The organism is Streptomyces sp. NPDC032198 (assembly GCF_040636975.1).
In the GTDB taxonomy this organism is placed as follows: domain Bacteria; phylum Actinomycetota; class Actinomycetes; order Streptomycetales; family Streptomycetaceae; genus Streptomyces.
The window spans coordinates 569,946-587,701 of sequence record NZ_JBEZVL010000006.1 but is presented as its reverse complement, the minus strand read 5'-3'; the positions used below and the strand labels follow the sequence as shown (position 1 = coordinate 587,701).

Below are 17,756 nucleotides of genomic sequence, written 5' to 3'. Positions count from 1 at the left end.
TGCGACCCCGGACGCCTCTACCTCCCCACCATCATGGACCCGGTCTACGGCTACCAGGTCACCAACGTCGAAGCCTCCATGTCCTCCCCCTCCTCACTGCTGCACTGGACACGCCGGATGATCGAGATCCGCAAACAGAACCCCGCCTTCGGACTCGGCTCGTACACGGAACTTCCGTCGTCGAATCCGGCGGTGATCGCGTTCCTGCGCGAGTACAAGGACGACCTCGTGCTGTGCGTGCACAACTTCTCGCGGTTCGCGCAGCCGACGGAACTGGATCTGCAGACCTTCAACGGACGGCACCCGGTGGAGCTGATCGGCGGGGTGCGCTTCCCGGCCATCGGTGAGCTTCCCTACCTGCTGACTCTTGCCGGACATGGGTTCTACTGGTTCCGGCTGCGCAGGGACCAGGCGTAGTCTCCACCCCTGCGACTCCGGTGCGGGGCGGTTTCCACCGCCCCGCCCTGGGAACTCTCCCCGCACAACCGGCACTCCCGCACTCCTCCCTTGTCCGCACCGCGGAAAGGACGCGACGCCATGTCGGAAGCCGTCACCCGCCCGGGCATCACCGCGGACGCGCTGCTCGCCTCGCTCGATCCGCTGCTGCGCGCGTGGCTGCCACGACAGCGCTGGTTCGCGGGCAAAGGCCGTCCCCTCGCCGAGCTCACCGTGCACTCGGCGACCGAACTGCTGCCCCCCACCTCCGAGTCGGGCCTTCTGCACCTGCTCGTACGGGTCCGGCAGCCGCAGGTGCCCGCGCAGGCGGGCGGCCCGCCGCCGCATCCCGGCGACTGCTACCAACTCCTCCTCGGCGTGCGGCGCGAGCTGCCGCCGCGGCTCGCCCCCGCGCTGATCGGGCATGTGACGCGGGGGCCGCTCACCGGGTTCACGGTCTACGAAGCACTGCACGACTCCCGTATGACCGGGTTCCTCCTTGAGGCGCTGCGGATGCGGGCACGCGTCGGCAAGCTCCGCTTCGAGCGCGACCCGCGCATGGAGATAGCCGCGGATCTCGCACCGCGCGTACTGAGCGCCGAGCAGTCCAACTCCTCGCTGGTGTACGGGGACACGTTCATCCTGAAGCTGTTCCGCCGCGTCGTGCCCGGGGCCCATCCCGACCTGGAACTGCCGCTGATGCTGGCCCGCGAGGGCTGTACGCGCGTGCCCGCTCCCGCCGCCTGGTTCCTGGGGGCCGGAGCGGACGCTGCCGACGAGGTGAACGTCCTGGGCGTGCTCCAGCCCTACCTGAAGGGCACGTCCGACGGCTGGGAGCTGGCCCTGCGGGAGCTCGCCGCGGGGCGCGACTTCAGCGGCGAGGCGCGGGCACTCGGCCGGGCGACCGCCGAGGTGCACCAGGCGCTGGCCCGCGCCCTGCCCACCGTCACGCTGGGCCGCGCCCAGCTGGAGCTGATCGCCGAGGGCATGGCCGACCGCCTGGACACGGCGGCCAAGGCGGTGCCCGCCCTGCAGCCGTACGCCCCCGCCCTGCGCACCACCTTCGAGGCGCTCGCCGACCTGGGGCGGGGCGAGGAGACCTGGACGGCCCAGCGCATCCACGGTGACCTGCACCTGGGGCAGTGCCTGCGCTCGCCCGCCGGGGAGTGGTCGCTCATCGACTTCGAGGGTGAGCCGTCACGTCCGCTGGCCGAGCGCAGGATGCCGCAGCCGCCGGTGCGGGACGTGGCGGGCATGCTCCGGTCCTTCGACTACGCGGGACGCTCCCACGAGCCGTGGGCGCCCCAGTGGGCCGGCGACTGCCGGGCGGCGTACTGCACGGGGTACGCGGAGGTCACCGGCCTCGACCCGCGCATGGACCCGGTCCTGCTGCGCGCCTACGAAACGGACAAGGCGGTCTACGAGGTCCTCTACGAGGCCCGCCACCGCCCCGACTGGCTCCCCGTCCCCCTCGCCGCGATCAAACGCCTCGCCACGAACGGCCCCGCCACCGAAGAGAACTGACCCGCCATCGCCCTGGAGGCTCCCCCGTGACCCCCCGCCCGCAGCCGCGCAAACCGTCCGACGAGGCCAGCAAGAAGGGCAAGCGGAAGCCGGAGCCCGCCAGCCGGGCGCCCCAGCCGCCCCGGCAGAAGCAGCCGAAGCAGCCGAAGCTGCCCGACCCGTCGAAGCAGCCCAAGGCCGGGCCTCCCGAGTCGCCCGTCCCCCAGGACGACCGTGCCCGTCTCCTGGGCGGCACGCACCACGATCCGCACGGCGTGCTCGGCGCCCACGCCGTGCCCGAGGGCATCGCCTTCCGCGCGCTGCGGCCGTACGCACGCTCCGTCACCGTCGTCGCCAAGGACCTGCGGGCGGAGCTGCGGGACGACGGGGACGGGTTCTTCTCCGGGGTGCTCCCGCTGCGCGAGGTCCCCGAGGACTACCGGCTCCACATCACGTACGAGGGCGCCGAGCTGGAGATCCACGACGCGTACCGCTTCCTGCCCGCGCTCGGCGAGCTCGACCTGCATCTGATCGGCGAGGGCCGGCACGAGCAGCTGTGGCACGCGCTCGGGTCGCGCCCGATGGTGCACGAGGGAGCGACCGGGACCCGCTTCACGGTGTGGGCGCCCAACGCCCTGGGTGTGCGCGTGGTGGGGAGCTTCAACTTCTGGGACGGCACCGGGTTCCCGATGCGCTCGCTGGGCGGCAGCGGCGTCTGGGAGCTGTTCGTGCCGTCCGTCGGCGAGGGCGAGCTGTACAAGTACGAGATCACCAGGCCCGACGGCTCGAAGACGCTGCGCGCCGACCCGCTGGCCCGCCGCACGGAGACCCCGCCCGCGAACTCGTCGGTCGTGCACGAGTCGCACCACGAGTGGCATGACGCGGAGTGGCTGGTGCGCCGGACGGAGGTGCCCGTCCACCAGGCACCGCTCTCCGTGTACGAGATCCATCTGGCCTCCTGGCGAACCGGCCTGACGTACCGACAGCTCGCCGAGCAGCTGCCCGCGTACGTCGCCGACCTGGGGTTCACGCACGTCGAGCTGATGCCGGTCGCCGAGCATCCCTTCGGCGGCTCGTGGGGCTACCAGGTCACCGGCTTCTACGCGCCGACGGCCCGCCTCGGCACACCCGACGACTTCAAGTACCTCGTCGACGCGCTGCACCGGGCGGGCATCGGCGTCCTGATGGACTGGGTGCCCGCGCACTTCCCGCGCGACGACTGGGCGCTCGCGGAGTTCGACGGACGCACGCTGTACGAGCACGAGGACCCGGACCGGGCGGCGCACCCGGACTGGGGCACCCTGGAGTTCGACTACGGCCGCAAGGAGGTTCGCAACTTCCTTGTCGCGAACGCCAGTTACTGGTGCGAGGAGTTCCACATCGACGGCCTGCGCGTCGACGCCGTCGCCTCCATGCTGTATCTGGACTACTCGCGCGAGCACGGCCAGTGGACGCCGAACGCGCACGGCGGGCGCGAGAACCTGGACGCCGTCGCCTTCCTCCAGGAGATGAACGCCACCGTCTACCGCCGCGCGCCCGGCGTCGTCACGATCGCCGAGGAGTCCACGGCCTGGGACGGTGTGACCCGCGCGACGCACCACCAGGGCCCCGGCGGCTTCGGCGGGCTCGGCTTCGGCCTGAAGTGGAACATGGGGTGGATGCACGACTCGCTCGACTACGTGTCGAAGGAGCCCGTGCACCGCAAGTTCCACCACAACGAGATGACGTTCTCGATGGTGTACGCGTACAGCGAGAACTACGTCCTGCCGATCTCGCACGACGAGGTCGTGCACGGCAAGAAGTCCCTGGTGTCGAAGATGCCCGGCGACTGGTGGCAGCAGCGCGCCAACCATCGCGCCTACCTGGGCTTCATGTGGGCCCACCCGGGCAAGCAACTCCTCTTCATGGGGCAGGAGTTCGCCCAGGGCGCCGAGTGGGCGGAGGGGCACGGCCCCGACTGGTGGCTGCTCGATCCGGCGTACGGGGCGGAGGCCGACCACCGGGGCGTACGCGATCTCGTGCGCGACCTGAACACCGTCTACCGCCGTGAGCCGGCCCTCTGGCAGCGCGACACCGACCCCGGCGGCTTCGCCTGGGTCGAGGGCGACGCGGCCGAGGACAACGTCTTCGCGTTCCTGCGGTACGCCGACGAGGAGACGGACGAGGCACCGCTCCTGGCCATCTCGAACTTCTCGCCGGTGGTGCGGCACGAGTACCGCCTCGGCGTGCCCGGCGAGTTCACCGCCTGGCACGAGGTCCTGAACACGGACGCCGGGGCCTACGGCGGCGGCGACGTCACCAACCCGGACCCCGTCAAGCCCGAGCCGGTGGCGTCGCACGGCCGCCCCGCGTCCATCCGCCTCACCCTGCCACCGCTGGCTACGGTGTGGCTGCGACCTGCTTGAGCGCCACCGGCAGCTCCTCGGCGTGCAGGATGCCGAGGCGCTGCGTGGCCCGGGTCAGGGCCACGTACAGGTCGCTCGTGCCGTAGCGGCCCGGTTCCACGACCAGGACCGTGTCGAACTCAAGGCCCTTCGCCTGACGCGGGTCGATCATGACGACCGGCCGCGTCAGGTCCGGGGCCTCCCCGGCCGTCACACCGGGGAGCTTTCCGGCGAGCTCCGCATGCAGCTCGCGCGGGGCGATCACCGCGAGGCGGCCGTCGTCCCGTGTCTCGGCCGCCACCGCGTCGGCCACGGCCGCGGCGAGGTCGTCGGTGCGGCGCGCCCAGGGGAGCACGCCCGTGGACCGCACCGAACTCGGCGGCTGGAACTCGGGGTACTCCATGCGGGGCACCTCGGCGGCCACGTCCATGATCTCCACCGGCGTGCGGTAGTTGACGCCGAGCCGGGTGTACTCCCAGCGGTCCTCGACGTACGGGGAGAGGATCGTCTCCCAGGAGCCGCAGCCGCCCGCCTCGGCGGTCTGCGCGGGGTCGCCGACCAGCGTCATCGAGCGGGTCGGGCAGCGCCGCATCAGCAGCCGCCAGGCCATGGCGGAGAGCTCCTGCGCCTCGTCCACGATGATGTGCCCGAAGGCCCACGTCCGGTCGGCCGCCGCGCGCTCGGCGGCGCTGCGGTGGTCGGCCTCCTCCTGGCGCTCGGCCATCCGCTCGGCGTCGATGATGTCGTGCGCGAGCAGGACCTCGGACTCGTCGTCGTCCTTGTCCTCGAACTCGTAGGTACGGGACGCGTACGACACGTCGAGGACGCCCTGCGCGTAGGCGATCTGCTTGGCCCGTTCGGCCTCCGCCATCGCCCGTGCCGCGCTGTCGTCACTGCCGAGCAGCTCGGCGGCCTCGTCGAGCAGCGGGACGTCGGCGGCCGTCCAGGCTCCGCCGCGCGGGCGCCGGATCGTGCGTGCGTCCTCGTCCGACAGATGGGTCGGCTCCTGGAGGAAGTCCGCGAGGAAGCCCTCCGGGGTGAGCTGCGGCCACAACTCCTCGATGGCCGCGTGCACTTCGGGGCTCGCGGCGACCGCTTTGCCGAGCTGGGCCACGTCGTCGGGGCCGAGGAAGTTCGGGCCGCCGTACGGGTCGGCGCCGAGCCGTTCGGTGAGCTGCTCGGTGAGCATGTCGATGATGCGGAAGGCGAAGTGCGGCCGGCCGAGGTTGTGCGGGACGTCCGCCTCTCGGGCCGCCTCGCGCGCCTCCTGGGCGATCGTCCAGTCCAGGACGAGGTCGCCGTCGTCGTGCTCGATGATCAGCGGGGCGCCGGGCTCGGGGGTCTGCTGCCGGTCGCGCAGGGCGGCGGCGAGCACGTCCGCCATCTCCGCGCGGCCCTTCACCTCGGAGGCCTCGGGGGTGTCGGTGCCGGTGGCACGCACCCCGGGGAACAGCTCGCCGACCGTCGAGAGGAGCACGCCCGTCTCGCCGAGCGCGGGCAGCACCTCGCTGATGTAGCCGAGGAAGGCGGGGTTCGGGCCGACGATCAGGACCGCGCGCTTGGCGAGCAGCTGGCGGTGGGCGTAGAGGAGGAACGCCGCACGGTGCAGCGCCACGACGGTCTTTCCGGTGCCGGGGCCGCCCTCGACGACGAGGACGCCGTGGTGCGGGGCCCGGATGATGCGGTCCTGCTCGGCCTGGATGGTCTGCACGATGTCGTGCATGCGCCCGGTGCGGGCCGAGTCGAGCGCGGCGAGCAGCACCTCGTCGGCGTCCGCGCCCTCGTGCCCGGTGCGGGTGGTGTCGCCGAGATCGAGGATCTCGTCGTGCAGGGCCGTCACGTCGCGGCCCTCCGTGGTGATGTGCCTGCGCCGGCGGAGCCCCATCGGCGTATGACCGGTCGCGAGGTAGAAGGGGCGTGCGACGTCCGCGCGCCAATCGATCACGAGTGGGGTGCGTTCGATGTCGGACGCGCGGATTCCGATGCGCCCGATGTGGTGATCACGGCCGTCGCGGAATTCGAGCCTCCCGAAGCAGAGCCCGTTCTCTCCCGCGTTGAAGGCGGCCAGCAGTCCGGACCGCTCGGCCACCAGGACGTCACGCTCAAGCCGGGCCTGCAGACCATTGCCGACCTGCGTCAACGACGCATGCACGGCGGCCTCCGCCTCCTCGCGCAGCGCGTCGAGGCGCGCGTACAGCCCGGAGACGAATTGCTGCTCTTCCCGCAATTCCTCGGTTGACAATTCAGCCCCTCGCCAGTTACAGTGCTCTTATACAGATTCTCGCGATCCCGTCATGCCTAAATGACAGAGTGGTCGCGAAAGGATCCAATATACGCAGAGAAATACCCCGGACGTCAATTCGTCCGGGGTATTTCTCTTTCCGCGTGCGGGTTCCCTGTCAGAGCACTTCGGCCTCGGCCAGCTCGGCCAGCAGCTTGCGCTTGGGGCGCGCGCCCACCATGGACTTCACCGGCTCACCGCCGCGGAAGACCACCAGGGACGGCACCGACAGAATCCCGTACGCGATCGCCGTCCGCGGGTTGTGGTCCACGTCCATCTGCACGATCTTCAGCCGGTCCGCCTCCTCGCGCGAGATCTCGCCGAGCACCGGCGCGAGCTGCCGGCACGGGCCGCACCACTGCGCCCCGAACTCCACGAGCACCGGCCGTTCCGCCTTGAGCACCTCCCCCTCGAAGTCCGCGTCCGTCACCTCGGCCACGCCGTCCACCTTGACCATCGCCATGCTTCCGTCCCCTGTCCGTCCCCGCGTACGTCAGTCCGTCAGCTCGCACCGAGGCTCCGGGCCCCCCGGAATCGCCGCCTCGGCCCGTACGAGCTGCGCACCGACCTGTTCGCGCACCGCCGTCAACTCGCCTATCAGAGCGTCGAGTTCGCCGAGCTTGCGGCGGTACACGTCGAGGGAGGCGGGGCAGGAGTCGCCCGCCGGGTGCCCCGACCTCAGGCACTCCACGAACGGCCGCGTCTCCTCCAGATCGAACCCGAAGTCCTGCAGGGTCCTGATCTGCTCCAGGAGACGGACGTCGTCCTCGTCGTAGGTGCGGTAGCCGTTGCCACTGCGACGAGCGGGCAGCAGCCCCCGTGACTCGTAGTACCGAAGGGTCCGCGTGGTGGTGCCGGCCCGCTCCGCAAGTTCGCCGATGCGCATGCGTACGACGGTAATCCTTGACGCAGGCGTCAAGGCCAGCGTGGATCCGGGGTCAGCCCAGCTTCAGTACGCCGATGGCCTGGTCGGCCATCCCGGACTCGCCGAGGGCGTTCGGATGGACCGGGACGAAGTTGGTGCCGAACAGCACGGGCTCGATCCAGCGCGTGCCCTGCGGCTTGCAGGCGTCGTGCCCCTCCGAGGCGGCGGCCATGTCGACGAACGTGGCGCCCGTCTCGGAGGCGGCGCGCTGCACGGTCTTGTTCAGGTGGGCCTGCAGGTCCCGCAGGTAGGGCACGTCCCCGGTGGCGATCGGCATCTTGGCGAAGCAGCCGGGGTCGGCCTTGGCCGGCACGATCCACGGGTAGCCCAGGACGCCGACGCGCGCGTGCGGGGCCTTGGCCTTGACCGCTCGCAGGGCGGTCTTCAGCGCCGGGTAGGTGTTGGCGTCGATCTGCTTCGTGAAGCTGTCCCCGTTGGCGTCCTTGCAGGGGCTGCCCTTGCCGCCGGACAGCACCCCGGCGGAGCCGCAGGCAAGGATCGCGCTGATGAAGGTGTTGTTGTCGTTGCCGCCGATGGTCAGCGTCACGACATCGGTGTCGGCGTCGACCGCGCCGAGCTGCGGGGCGACACCGGGGTACTGCGACCCCGCGAAGTCCTTGGTCTGGGCGCCGCCGCAAGTCACGTCGGTGAGCCGGGCGCCGGTGCGCTTCGCCACGACGTGCGGGTAGTTGGCCGTCGAGCGCGCGCAGAGGAGAGGCGCGGTCGGGTCGAGCGGAAGGACGCCGGACCCGGCGCTGAAACTGTCGCCGAGGGCGACGTAGTCGAGCGGGTCGCCGCCGGTCGCCTGGGCGGGGGCGGCCAGGCCGAAGGTGGCGGTCCCGGCGGCGGCGAGTGCCGCCGCCAGGCGCAGGGCACGGGTGCGGGGCCCGGTCGTGCGGGAGAGGAAGTGGGCGCGTGCGCGGATCACCATCTGGAGTCTCCTTTGAATCCGATGGGGGGCGGTCCCGGAGAGGAGCGAGCAAGCCACGAGCGCCAACAACCATGCCGTGGGGGTGATTTGGGCAGGCTTCAGCGGCTTTCGGCGGTTCTCAGTGGTGCAACGCTGAAGTTACTGGCAGGTTTGAACAAGAGTCAACACTTTGCGCACGGGCCCACCTGGATGGAGGAACCCTCACCGAGCACGCGCCTTACCCGGGCGCAGAATTCCGCCACCGCTTCCGGCTCCGGCTCCGCGCCCTCGGCGAACATCGCCACCTGGAGGCCGGGCCCGTACGCGGCGCCGTGCCGGTCGATGTCGGACGTACGGGCGGGCTGCACCACGAAGTGGATGTGACCGGGCACGCGCCCGTGGTGGGACCAGAGGCAGACGTAGACCTGCTCGCACTCCTCGCCGACCGCCGTGCGCAGGGCGGAGGTCACGCGGGCCAGCAGCGGCCCGAGCCCGGCGCTCTCGCCCGCGCTCATCTCGTGTACGCCGGTGATGTGCCGCAGCGGCTTCACGACGAGGGTGCCGACGCCCAGGGGGCCCACGCAGTGCTCGACGGTCCAGTGCGGTGTCCGCAGCAGGGTGCCGCCGGGCAGCGGGCGGGTGCCGTCGGTGAGGTCGCAGGCGACGCAGCCGCCGCCCTCCGCCGGGGTCACTTGTCCGCTCGGTACAACCGGAGTTCGCGGTTCACGAAGAGCTGGACGTAACCGCACCGCCAGCAGATGAGGCCGGTCGCCGACTCGTTCGCCCATGCCAGGTTCATCAGCTCCATGCCGGAGCTGTTGAGCTTGACCTCCCGGTCACGGAACAGATCCCCCTTGCAGACCTGGCAGTTGATCCACATGTCCCCGATGGCGGCTCGCCTCGGCTTGGCACCCATGACCTCCGCCCCCTTTACCCGTTCCCCGTTGGCCCGTTCCCCGTTGGCCCGTTCCCGGGTTTCCCCGTGTCCGGCTTCCCTTGAGGCTATCCGGCGGGCCACCGGACAGCCTCAAGCGTCGCTCCTCGACTACCGGCGACCGGCGGCCTCGGGGGCCTTCACGGCACCGGAGGCCTCCGTGGCCTCAGCAGCCTCCGTGGCATCTTCGGTCTCCGTCACCGCCGCCGCCTTCCGGCGGCCCGGCAGCAGCACCGCCACGACGACCGTACCGACGCCCAGGATCACCGCACCGACGAGGCTGGTGTGGGCCACCGCGTCGGAGAACGCCGAGCCGACCGCGTCAGCCATCTGGTGCGCGCCCCCGGCGAGTTCCTGCGCCTGCGACTTGAGCTGCGCCGCCTCCTGGGGCGACGACGCCCCCGCCGCCTTCTCCGAGAGCTCACGCGCCTGCTCGGCGATGCCCTGCGCCACGCCGTTGCCCGCGCCCACGGAGTCCTGGGCCGTGTCGAGCGCGGACGCGGGAAGCTTGCTGCCCGATGCCCCGTCGGCCAGCTTCGACGAGTACGACCCCGCCAGGACCGAGCCGAGGACCGCGATCCCGAGCGAGCCGCCGAGCTCCAGCGAGGTGTCGTTGACCGCGCCGCCCACGCCGAGCTCCGACTCGGGGAAAGCGCCCATGATGACGTCCGTGCACGGCGAGACCGCGAAGCCGAGCGACAGGCCGAGGATGATCAGCGGCGCCACGAAGTCCGCGTACGTGGAGCCCGCGTCGATCTGCGTCAGGAGCGCGAGCGCCACCGTGCCGCCGACCATGCCCGCCACCACCATGATCTTGCCGCCGATGCGCGGGGCGAGGATCCCGGTGACCGCCGAGCCCACGAACACCGCACCGGCCAGCGGCAGCATGCGGACGCCCGTCTCCAGCGGGTCGTATGCGAGGACGAACTGGAGGTGCTGGGTCAGGAAGTAGAAGGCGCCGAACACCGCGAGGAAGAAGAGCGCCACGGCCAGGTTCGAGCCCGCGAAGCCACGCTGCGTGAACTTGCGCACGTCGAGGACCGGGCGCGGGTGCTTCAACTCCCAGACGACGAAGGCGATCAGGCCCAGACCGGCCACCACGGCGGCGGAGACCGCGCGCACGCCCCAGCCGAAGTGCGGGCCGTCGATGATCATGAAGATCAGGGAGCCCACCCAGACGACCGAGAGCAGTCCGCCCACGTAGTCGATGCGGCCGTGCTGCGCCGCCTTCGACGGCGGCACGAGGACGAACGCGCCGATGATCGCGAGCACGGCCACCGGGATGTTGATCAGGAACGTCGCGTGCCAGCCGTTGTCACGGAGCAGCGCGCCCGCGATCAGCGGGCCCGCGGCGATCGCGATGCCGGACGTGGCCGCCCAGATGGTGATCGCCTTGGCCCGTTCCGCGCGCGGGAAGGTCGCCGCGAGCAGCGACAGCGTGGCGGGCATGATCAGTGCCGCGCCCACGCCCATCACCGCGCGGACCACGATGACCGCCGTCGAGCTGTCCACCACCGAACCCGCGGCGGCGCCGACGGACATGATCACCAGGCCGAGCACCAGCGCGCCCCGGCGGCTGTACTTGTCGCCGATCGCGCCGAGCAGCAGCATCAGCGCGGCGTACGGGACGGTGTAGGCGTCGATGACCCACTGCAGATCGGCGCTGGACAGACCGAGGTCCATGGTCATGTCGGGCGCGGCCACCGTCAGGGCGGTGTTCGCCATCACGGCGATCAGCAGACTCAGACAGAGAACACCCAGGGCCCACCAGCGGCGGGCGTACGGACGGTCCATCCGTTCGACCGGTTCCTTGATCAGCAGAGGCATCTCGATTCCACCCATCCCATCTTGCACAGTCATGTGCAACTACACACTGCTGTGCAAGGTATCGATGTTGCACATCTTTGTGCAAGTGGGGTGACCGGAGGACCGGTGGAGTGGGCAGAATGGGGCCATGAACCCCCGCCCAGCGAGCAGCGTCCGAGCTGATGCCAACCGCCGCCGCATCCTTGACGTCGCCGTCGCGGAGCTGTTGCGCGACCCCGACGCGTCCATGGACCAGATCGCGCGCGCCGCGGGCGTGGTGCGACGGACGGTGTACGGGCACTTCCCCAGCCGTGACGCGCTGATCGAGGCGATCGTGGAGCGTGCCGTCGAGGCGGTGGAGAGCGCGCACGCGGCGGGCCGCGAGGGCATCGACGATCCCGCGGAGGCGGTGGCGAGCTCGCTGCTCGCCGTCTATGACGTCGCCGACCGCTACCGCCTGCTGCTCTCCCTCGCCCAGCGGAGCGTGACGATGAGCGGCATCCGCGAACGGCTCGGCCGCGTCCACGACTCGGGCATGGAGATGTTCCGACGCGGCCTGGAGGACGGCACGTTCGTGTCGCCCCTGCCGACGCGGGCGCTCGGCTACGTGCTCGAAGGGATCCTGTTCGCCATGATGGAGGCCGTCAACGACGGTGTCGTACCAGCGGAAAAGGCGGGCAGGTCCACCGCGATCACGTTTCTGACCGCGGCGGGCCTGCCCGCCTCACAAGCCACCGAGCTGGTGACGAGGGTCGCCGACCGAAGGGCCGCGACCACCGACGGCTAAGCCGTCAGGGACTTCTTCTCGCTGCTCTCCGGCTGCGACGGGACGCCGTCCGCCGTCTCCTGGCCCGCGCCCGCCGGCTCGGGCTCGGGAGCGTCCTCGTCGAGCAGCGTCCTCTCGTCGAACGGCAGCTTCCCGGCAAGCACCAGGTCGACGCGCTCCCGGTCGACCTCCTTGGTCCACGTACCGATCAGGAGCGTGGCGACCGCGTTGCCCGCGAAGTTGGTCAGGGCGCGCGCCTCGCTCATGAAGCGGTCGACGCCGATGATCAGGCCGACGCCGTCCACCAGGGCCGGCTTGTGCGACTGCAGGCCACTGGCCAGGACCGCGATGCCGGAACCGGACACACCGGCCGCGCCCTTCGACGCGATCATCATGAACAGGAGCAGCGAGATCTGCTCGCCGATGCCGAGCGGCTGGTCCATCGCCTCGGCGATGAAGAGCGACGACATGGTCAGGTAGATCATCGTGCCGTCGAGGTTGAACGAGTAGCCCGTGGGGACGGTGATGCCGACGACCGGGCGGCTGACGCCCAGGTGCTCCATCTTCGCGATGAGCCGCGGAAGGGCGGACTCGGAGGAGGAGGTGGAGAGGATCAGCAGGAACTCGCGGCCCAGGTACTTCAGGAGCTTGAAGAGGTTCACGCCGGTCACCAGGCGCAGCAGCGTACCGAGCACGATCAGGATGAACAGCGCACAGGTGACGTAGAACCCGATCATGATCGTGGCAAGAGCCTTCAGGGCATCCGTGCCGGTCTCACCGACCACCGCCGCCATCGCGCCGAACGCGCCGACCGGGGCGGCCCACATGATCATGCCGAGCACGCGGAAGACCAGCTTCTGGATGTGCCCGATGCCGCGCAGGATCGGCTCCCCGGAACGGCCCATGGCCTGCAGCGCGAAGCCCACGAGCAGCGCGACGAGCAGCGTCTGCAGCACCTCGCCCTGGGTGAAGGCGGAGACGAGCGTCTTCGGGATGATGCCGAGCGCGAAGTCGACGAGACCCTTGTCCGCCTCTTCGGCCGCGTCGTGCCCCGCGCCCTTCTCGGAGTCGGAGATGTCCATGCCCGAGCCCGGGTGCAGGATGTTGCCGACGAGCAGACCGATGGCGAGCGCGACGACCGACATCGCGACGAAGTAGCCGAGCGCGAGACCGCCGACCTTGCCGACCTTGGCGGCCTTGCGGACCGAGCCGACGCCCAGGACGATCGTGCAGAAGATGATGGGCGAGATCATCATCTTGATCAGGTTCACGAAGCCGGTGCCGACCGGCTTGAGCTCCTTGGCGAAGTCGGGGAAGAGCAGACCGACACCGATACCGAGGACCACGGCGATGATGACGGCGATGTACAGATAGTGGGTTCGGTCCCGCTTGGCTGCGGGAGCCTTGGCCACCTGGCTGTCGGTGGTGTCGGCCACGAGGGCCCTCCTTGAACGACTACGTCGGCGTTTTCGGCCAGTGCGTGCGGCTCACGTCCTGGGCAGGCGAATCTCGGGTGACTATCTCTCGCCCTGTGAGGGCGGTCACCCTTGCGTTCATTTAGTTCGCACTTATACGGCCAGGCAGACTGGCAGCATGTCCCTCGCCCGCCCGCCCCGGCCCCGCAGCCTCGCCGGGCAGCTCTTCGCGATGCAGATCGTCCTGGTCACCGTCGTGGTGGCCGGATGTGCACTGTTCACGTTCCTGAGCGACCGGCAGCAGGCCGAGGAGGGCGCGCGCCGGCAGGCGACGGCCGCGGCACGGGCGGTCGCGGACTCCCCTTCGGTACGTGAGGCCGCGCGCGGCAAGGATCCGACGAAGCTCCTCCAGCCGTACGCCACCGACGTACGACGCCACACCGGGGTCGACTTCGTCACGATCATGGACCCGGACGGCATCCGCTGGACGCACCCCGACAAGGAGCGGATCGGCGAGCGCTTCCTCGGCCACCGGGCGGACGCGCTGCGGGGCAGGACCTTCACCGAGACGTACACGGGGACGCTGGGCCCCTCGGTGCGCGTGGTCACGCCGATCCTGGCCGACGACGGCACGGACCGCATCACCGGTCTGGTCAGCGCGGGCATCACCATCGAGGAGATCAGCCAGAAGGCGCGCGGCCAGCTGCTCACCCTGCTGGGCGTCGCGGCGGGCGCGCTCGCGCTGGGCGGACTCGGCACCTACGTCATCAACGCCCGCCTGCGCCGCCACACCCACGGCATGAACGCCGCCGAGCTGAGCCGCATGCACGACTATCACGAGGCCGCGCTGCACGCGGTGCGCGAGGGGCTCCTGATGCTGGACGGGCAGCGGCGCATCGCCCTCATCAACGACGGGGGGCGTGAGCTGCTCGGCGTATCGGGTGACCTGGTCGGCCGGAACGTCGCCGAGCTGGGCCTTCCCGCGCCCCTGACGGGCGCGCTGCTCGCGGCCGAGCCGCGGGTGGACGAGCTGCACCTGACGGCGGACCGGGTGGTCGTCGTCAACACCTCACCGGTGTCGAGCGGCGAGCGACGCGGCACGGTGGTCACCTTGCGCGACCATACCGAGCTCCAGGCGCTGACCGGTGAGCTGGACTCGGAACGCGGCTTCACGCGGGCGCTGCGCTCGCAGGCCCACGAGGCGGCGAACCGCCTCCACACGGTGGTCTCCCTCATCGAGCTGGGCCGCGCCGACGAGGCCGTCGACTTCGCCACCGCCGAGCTGGAGCTGGCCCAGACGCTGACGGACCAGGTGGTCGCGGCCGTGAACGAGCCGGTCCTCGCGGCGCTCCTCCTGGGCAAGGCGGCCCAGGCCAACGAACACGGCGTGGAGCTCGTCGTCTCCCCCGACAGCAGCATCGACGACGGGATGCTGCCCGCGGACCTGCCCGCGCGTGACCTGGTGACGGTCCTCGGCAACCTGATCGACAACGCGGTGGACGCGGCCCAGGGCTCCCCCGCGGCCCGCGTGACGGTGACGGCACGCGCGGACGGGGCCGGACTGACGCTGCGGGTGTCCGACACGGGCCCCGGCGTGGACCCCGCCCACACGGAGGCGGTCTTCCGGCGCGGCTGGTCGACGAAGGCCACGGCGGGCCGCGGCCTCGGCCTGGCCCTGGTCCACCAGACGGTGACGAAGCACGAGGGGACGCTTAAGGTGCGGGAGGCGGCCGGGGGTGGCGCGGAGTTCGAGGTCCGCCTCCGGACGGCGACCGCTCCGACGGGGCCGGGTGCCGGTGACGAGGCGTCCCGTACGGAGGCGTCCAGTACCGAGGCGTCCCGTACAGAGACGTCCCGTACGGCGTCCGGCGCAGGGGACGCAGCAGACGGAGGCACCACATGACAGAGCCCATCCGCGTCCTGGTCGTGGAGGACGACCCCGTGGCGGCGGACGCCCACGTCCTCTACGTGAACCGCATCCCCGGATTCCACGCCGTGGGCAAGGCGCACAGCGCCGCCGAGGCGAAACGCGCCCTGGACCGCACCGAGGTGGACCTCCTCCTCCTGGACCTGCACCTCCCGGACGGCCACGGCCTCCAGCTGGCCCGCACCCTGCGCGCCGCGGGCCACCGCACGGACGTCATCGCCGTCACCTCGGCCCGCGATCTCACCGTCGTACGCGAGGGCGTCTCCCTCGGCGTGGTGCAGTACGTCCTGAAGCCCTTCACCTTCGCCACCCTCCGCGACCGCCTCACCCGTTACGCCGAGTTCCGCGCCGCCGCGGGCGAGGCCACCGGCCAGGACGAGGTGGACCGCGCCCTGGCCACCCTGCGTGCGCCCAGCCCCGCCGCTCTGCCCAAAGGGCTCAGCGGCCCCACCCTGGAGAGGGTGACCCGCACCCTGCGCGACGCGCCCGCCGAGGGTGTCACCGCCGCTGCCGCCGCCGAGACCGTGGGCATCTCCCGCATCACCGCGCGCCGCTACCTGGAGCACCTGGTCACCACGGGCCGCGCCGCCCGCACCCCGCAGTACGGCCACGTCGGCCGCCCCGAGTACGCGTACCGCTGGCTGACGTCGAACACCTGAGCCCTCAAGTCCCCGCCGGGGTACGCCGATTGTCACTGTGCGGGCACCCCGGTAACGCCCTGGCGCCGCCTCCAATAACAACGTTGTCACGTTGATGACAAGGGGCGACGCACGGGCATTGACCTTGCTCCGAGCCCGCCCTTACGTTCACCGGGCAGCCCCGCGTTGCGCCCTGCGTGGTTACCCGGCCGTGTCGGCCAGTAGGAGGTCGTGCCCGTGCGTCCCACCACCCCTCTGCTCCTCGCCACCGCCCTGGTCGCCGCCGCCACCCTCACCGCGTGCGGCGGGGACTCCGGCGACGACCCGGACACCGTGAAGGTCTCCTTCAAGCAGTCCACGGACAACCAGGTCAAGGTCATGGACACCTTCCTGGCGGACATCAAGAAGCAGTTCGAGAAGGCGAACCCAGGCAAGAAGGTGAAGCTGGTGCCGATCAAGGCGCCGGACTCCGAGTACTACACCAAGCTGCAGCAGATGATGCGCTCCTCGAAGACCGCGCCCGACCTGGTCTACGAGGACACCTTCCTCATCAACTCGGACATCACCAGCGGGTACTTGAAGCCGCTCGACCCGTATCTGAAGAAGTGGAAGGACTGGGACCAGTTCATCGGCACGTCCAAGTCGGCGGCGAAGGCGGCGGACGGGAAGACGTACGGCGTGCCGGACGGCACCGACACCCGCGGCCTCTGGTTCAGCAAGAGCATCTTCAAGAAGGCCGGGCTGCCCGCCGACTGGCAGCCGAAGTCGTGGGACGAGATCCTGCAGGCCGCGCGCACCATCAAGAAGAAGGTCCCCGGCGTCACGCCCATGAACGTCTACACGGGCAAGCCCGCGGGCGAGGCGGCCACCATGCAGGGCATGGAGATGCTCCTGTACGGCACGGGCGAGGACCCGATGTACGACTCGCGGTCGAAGAAGTGGGTCACCGGCAGCCAGGGTTTCAAGGACTCCCTGGAGTTCGTCGAGACCGTCTACAAGGAGAAGCTCGGCCCTGACGTCTCCGACGCCCTCGACCCGAACTTCGCGACCCGGGTGCGCGGCGAGCTGCTCCCCGAGGACAAGCTCGGCATCAACCTCGACGGCTCCTGGCTGCCGCAGGACTGGGGCAAGGGCGCTGGCCACGAGTGGCCCGAGTGGTCGAAGAAGCTGGGCCTCGCCCACATGCCGACCCAGAACGGCCAGGCTCCCGGCAAGGTGAGCATGTCCGGCGGCTGGACCTGGGCGATCCCGTCCGAGGCGTCCAACCCCGGCCTGGCGTTCAAGTTCATCGAGCAGATGCAGACCAAGGCCAACGCCCAGAAGTGGTACGTGGCGAACTCGGGCATCGCGGTCCGCAAGGACGTCGCCGCCGACCCCGCGTACCTCAAGGCGCAGCCCGGCCTGAAGTTCTTCACCGACCTGGTGCCCACGACGCACTACCGGCCGGCGTACCCGGCGTACCCGAAGGTGTCCACGGCCGTGCAGGAGGCCATGGAGAAGGTCACGACGGGCGACGGGTCCGTGGACGAGGCGGCGAGCGGATACGACAGCGAGGTCAAGGCGGCGACCAACGGCAAGGTCATCGAGAAGTAGACGGAGGGTATGTCGTGGGGGTGGTGCGACGACCACCCCCACGAGGGCAGCCGCCCGTACGCGCGTCCGTCACGCCCATCGCATCCGTCACGTCTGTCACGTCCGTCACGCCACCGCACCCCTCATGTCCGTCGCATCTCTCACGTCCGTCGCACCCCTCATGTCCGTCGCATCTCTCACGTCCGTCGCATCCGTCACGTCTGTCGCATCCGTACGCAAGGGAAGTGAGTGCCCGAGGT

15 protein-coding genes are annotated in these 17,756 nt (G+C 70.6%); 7 read left to right on the top strand and 8 right to left on the bottom strand.

The genetic code is table 11. The features are described from left to right. The 3 genes from AB0E78_RS19415 to glgB form a co-directional block, all read left to right on the top strand. Positions 1–417, top strand: a 417-nt coding sequence (locus AB0E78_RS19415; RefSeq protein WP_361833765.1) for an alpha-glucosidase C-terminal domain-containing protein, incomplete at its 5' end; no start/stop codon positions are given. A 120-nt stretch (positions 418–537) separates the two neighbouring features. Beyond that, positions 538–1,959 carry a maltokinase gene (locus tag AB0E78_RS19410; RefSeq protein ID WP_361833763.1) on the top strand — a complete coding sequence of 474 codons (1,422 nt, stop codon included), beginning with the start codon at positions 538–540 and terminating at the stop codon, positions 1,957–1,959. 149 nt (positions 1,960–2,108) lie between these two features. After that, the gene (gene glgB / locus AB0E78_RS19405; protein WP_361833827.1) at positions 2,109–4,343 is read left to right on the top strand and encodes a 1,4-alpha-glucan branching enzyme; all 2,235 of its coding nucleotides are present in this window, start codon (positions 2,109–2,111) and stop codon (positions 4,341–4,343) included. Here the strand turns inward: glgB and AB0E78_RS19400 are convergent. The 7 genes from AB0E78_RS19400 to AB0E78_RS19370 all read right to left on the bottom strand — a co-directional run bounded on the left by AB0E78_RS19400 (position 4,318) and on the right by AB0E78_RS19370 (position 11,199). After that, complete coding sequence (locus AB0E78_RS19400; RefSeq protein ID WP_361833761.1) at positions 4,318–6,564, bottom strand: helicase; 2,247 nt, start codon at positions 6,562–6,564, stop codon at positions 4,318–4,320. The two genes, glgB and AB0E78_RS19400, sit on opposite strands and share 26 nt — an antisense overlap. 157 nt (positions 6,565–6,721) lie before the next feature. Beyond that, positions 6,722–7,060, bottom strand: a complete 339-nt coding sequence (gene trxA / locus AB0E78_RS19395; RefSeq protein WP_361833825.1) for a thioredoxin — start codon at positions 7,058–7,060, stop codon at positions 6,722–6,724. Between the two features lie 36 nt (positions 7,061–7,096). Further along, on the bottom strand, positions 7,097–7,489 hold the full coding sequence (locus tag AB0E78_RS19390; protein ID WP_361833759.1) for a MerR family transcriptional regulator: 393 nt from the start codon (positions 7,487–7,489) through the stop codon (positions 7,097–7,099). A gap of 52 nt (positions 7,490–7,541) precedes the next feature. Continuing rightward, a complete protein-coding gene (locus AB0E78_RS19385; protein ID WP_361833757.1) occupies positions 7,542–8,459 on the bottom strand; it encodes an SGNH/GDSL hydrolase family protein in 918 nt (305 codons plus the stop codon). Positions 8,460–8,620: 161 nt separating this feature from the next. Next, a complete protein-coding gene (locus AB0E78_RS19380; RefSeq protein ID WP_361833755.1) occupies positions 8,621–9,130 on the bottom strand; it encodes a hypothetical protein in 510 nt (169 codons plus the stop codon). Beyond that, positions 9,127–9,354, bottom strand: coding sequence for a hypothetical protein (locus AB0E78_RS19375; RefSeq protein WP_361833753.1), 228 nt, complete (start codon positions 9,352–9,354; stop codon positions 9,127–9,129). Before AB0E78_RS19375 ends, AB0E78_RS19380 begins: the two co-directional genes overlap by 4 nt. A gap of 129 nt (positions 9,355–9,483) precedes the next feature. Beyond that, positions 9,484–11,199, bottom strand: a complete 1,716-nt coding sequence (locus AB0E78_RS19370; RefSeq protein ID WP_361833751.1) for an MFS transporter — start codon at positions 11,197–11,199, stop codon at positions 9,484–9,486. 127 nt (positions 11,200–11,326) lie between these two features. Here AB0E78_RS19370 and AB0E78_RS19365 point away from each other — a divergent pair, with 127 nt between their 5' ends. Further along, a complete protein-coding gene (locus AB0E78_RS19365; protein ID WP_361833749.1) occupies positions 11,327–11,965 on the top strand; it encodes a TetR/AcrR family transcriptional regulator in 639 nt (212 codons plus the stop codon). Here the strand turns inward: AB0E78_RS19365 and AB0E78_RS19360 are convergent. Continuing rightward, complete coding sequence (locus AB0E78_RS19360; protein ID WP_361833823.1) at positions 11,962–13,356, bottom strand: cation:dicarboxylase symporter family transporter; 1,395 nt, start codon at positions 13,354–13,356, stop codon at positions 11,962–11,964. The genes AB0E78_RS19365 and AB0E78_RS19360 overlap by 4 nt on opposite strands. Positions 13,357–13,537: 181 nt before the next feature. Here AB0E78_RS19360 and AB0E78_RS19355 point away from each other — a divergent pair, with 181 nt between their 5' ends. The 3 genes from AB0E78_RS19355 (at position 13,538) to AB0E78_RS19345 (ending at position 17,517) form a co-directional block, all read left to right on the top strand. Continuing rightward, positions 13,538–15,262, top strand: coding sequence for a sensor histidine kinase (locus AB0E78_RS19355; protein WP_361833747.1), 1,725 nt, complete (start codon positions 13,538–13,540; stop codon positions 15,260–15,262). Further along, positions 15,259–15,945 carry a response regulator gene (locus AB0E78_RS19350; protein WP_361833745.1) on the top strand — a complete coding sequence of 229 codons (687 nt, stop codon included), beginning with the start codon at positions 15,259–15,261 and terminating at the stop codon, positions 15,943–15,945. The genes AB0E78_RS19355 and AB0E78_RS19350 overlap by 4 nt, the downstream gene beginning before the upstream one ends. Before the next feature lie 210 nt (positions 15,946–16,155). Next, the gene (locus AB0E78_RS19345; RefSeq protein WP_361833743.1) at positions 16,156–17,517 is read left to right on the top strand and encodes an extracellular solute-binding protein; all 1,362 of its coding nucleotides are present in this window, start codon (positions 16,156–16,158) and stop codon (positions 17,515–17,517) included. The last annotated feature ends 239 nt before the right edge of the window (positions 17,518–17,756 follow it).

Coding starts and splice junctions, on each gene's coding strand:
- AB0E78_RS19410 (WP_361833763.1), top strand. CDS start 538: ATGTCGGAAGCCGTCACCCGCCCGGGCATCACCGCGGACGCGCTGCTC.
- trxA (WP_361833825.1), bottom strand. CDS start 7,060: ATGGTCAAGGTGGACGGCGTGGCCGAGGTGACGGACGCGGACTTCGAG.
- AB0E78_RS19390 (WP_361833759.1), bottom strand. CDS start 7,489: ATGCGCATCGGCGAACTTGCGGAGCGGGCCGGCACCACCACGCGGACC.
- AB0E78_RS19385 (WP_361833757.1), bottom strand. CDS start 8,459: ATGGTGATCCGCGCACGCGCCCACTTCCTCTCCCGCACGACCGGGCCC.
- AB0E78_RS19375 (WP_361833753.1), bottom strand. CDS start 9,354: ATGGGTGCCAAGCCGAGGCGAGCCGCCATCGGGGACATGTGGATCAAC.
- AB0E78_RS19370 (WP_361833751.1), bottom strand. CDS start 11,199: ATGCCTCTGCTGATCAAGGAACCGGTCGAACGGATGGACCGTCCGTAC.
- AB0E78_RS19365 (WP_361833749.1), top strand. CDS start 11,327: ATGAACCCCCGCCCAGCGAGCAGCGTCCGAGCTGATGCCAACCGCCGC.
- AB0E78_RS19355 (WP_361833747.1), top strand. CDS start 13,538: ATGTCCCTCGCCCGCCCGCCCCGGCCCCGCAGCCTCGCCGGGCAGCTC.
- AB0E78_RS19350 (WP_361833745.1), top strand. CDS start 15,259: ATGACAGAGCCCATCCGCGTCCTGGTCGTGGAGGACGACCCCGTGGCG.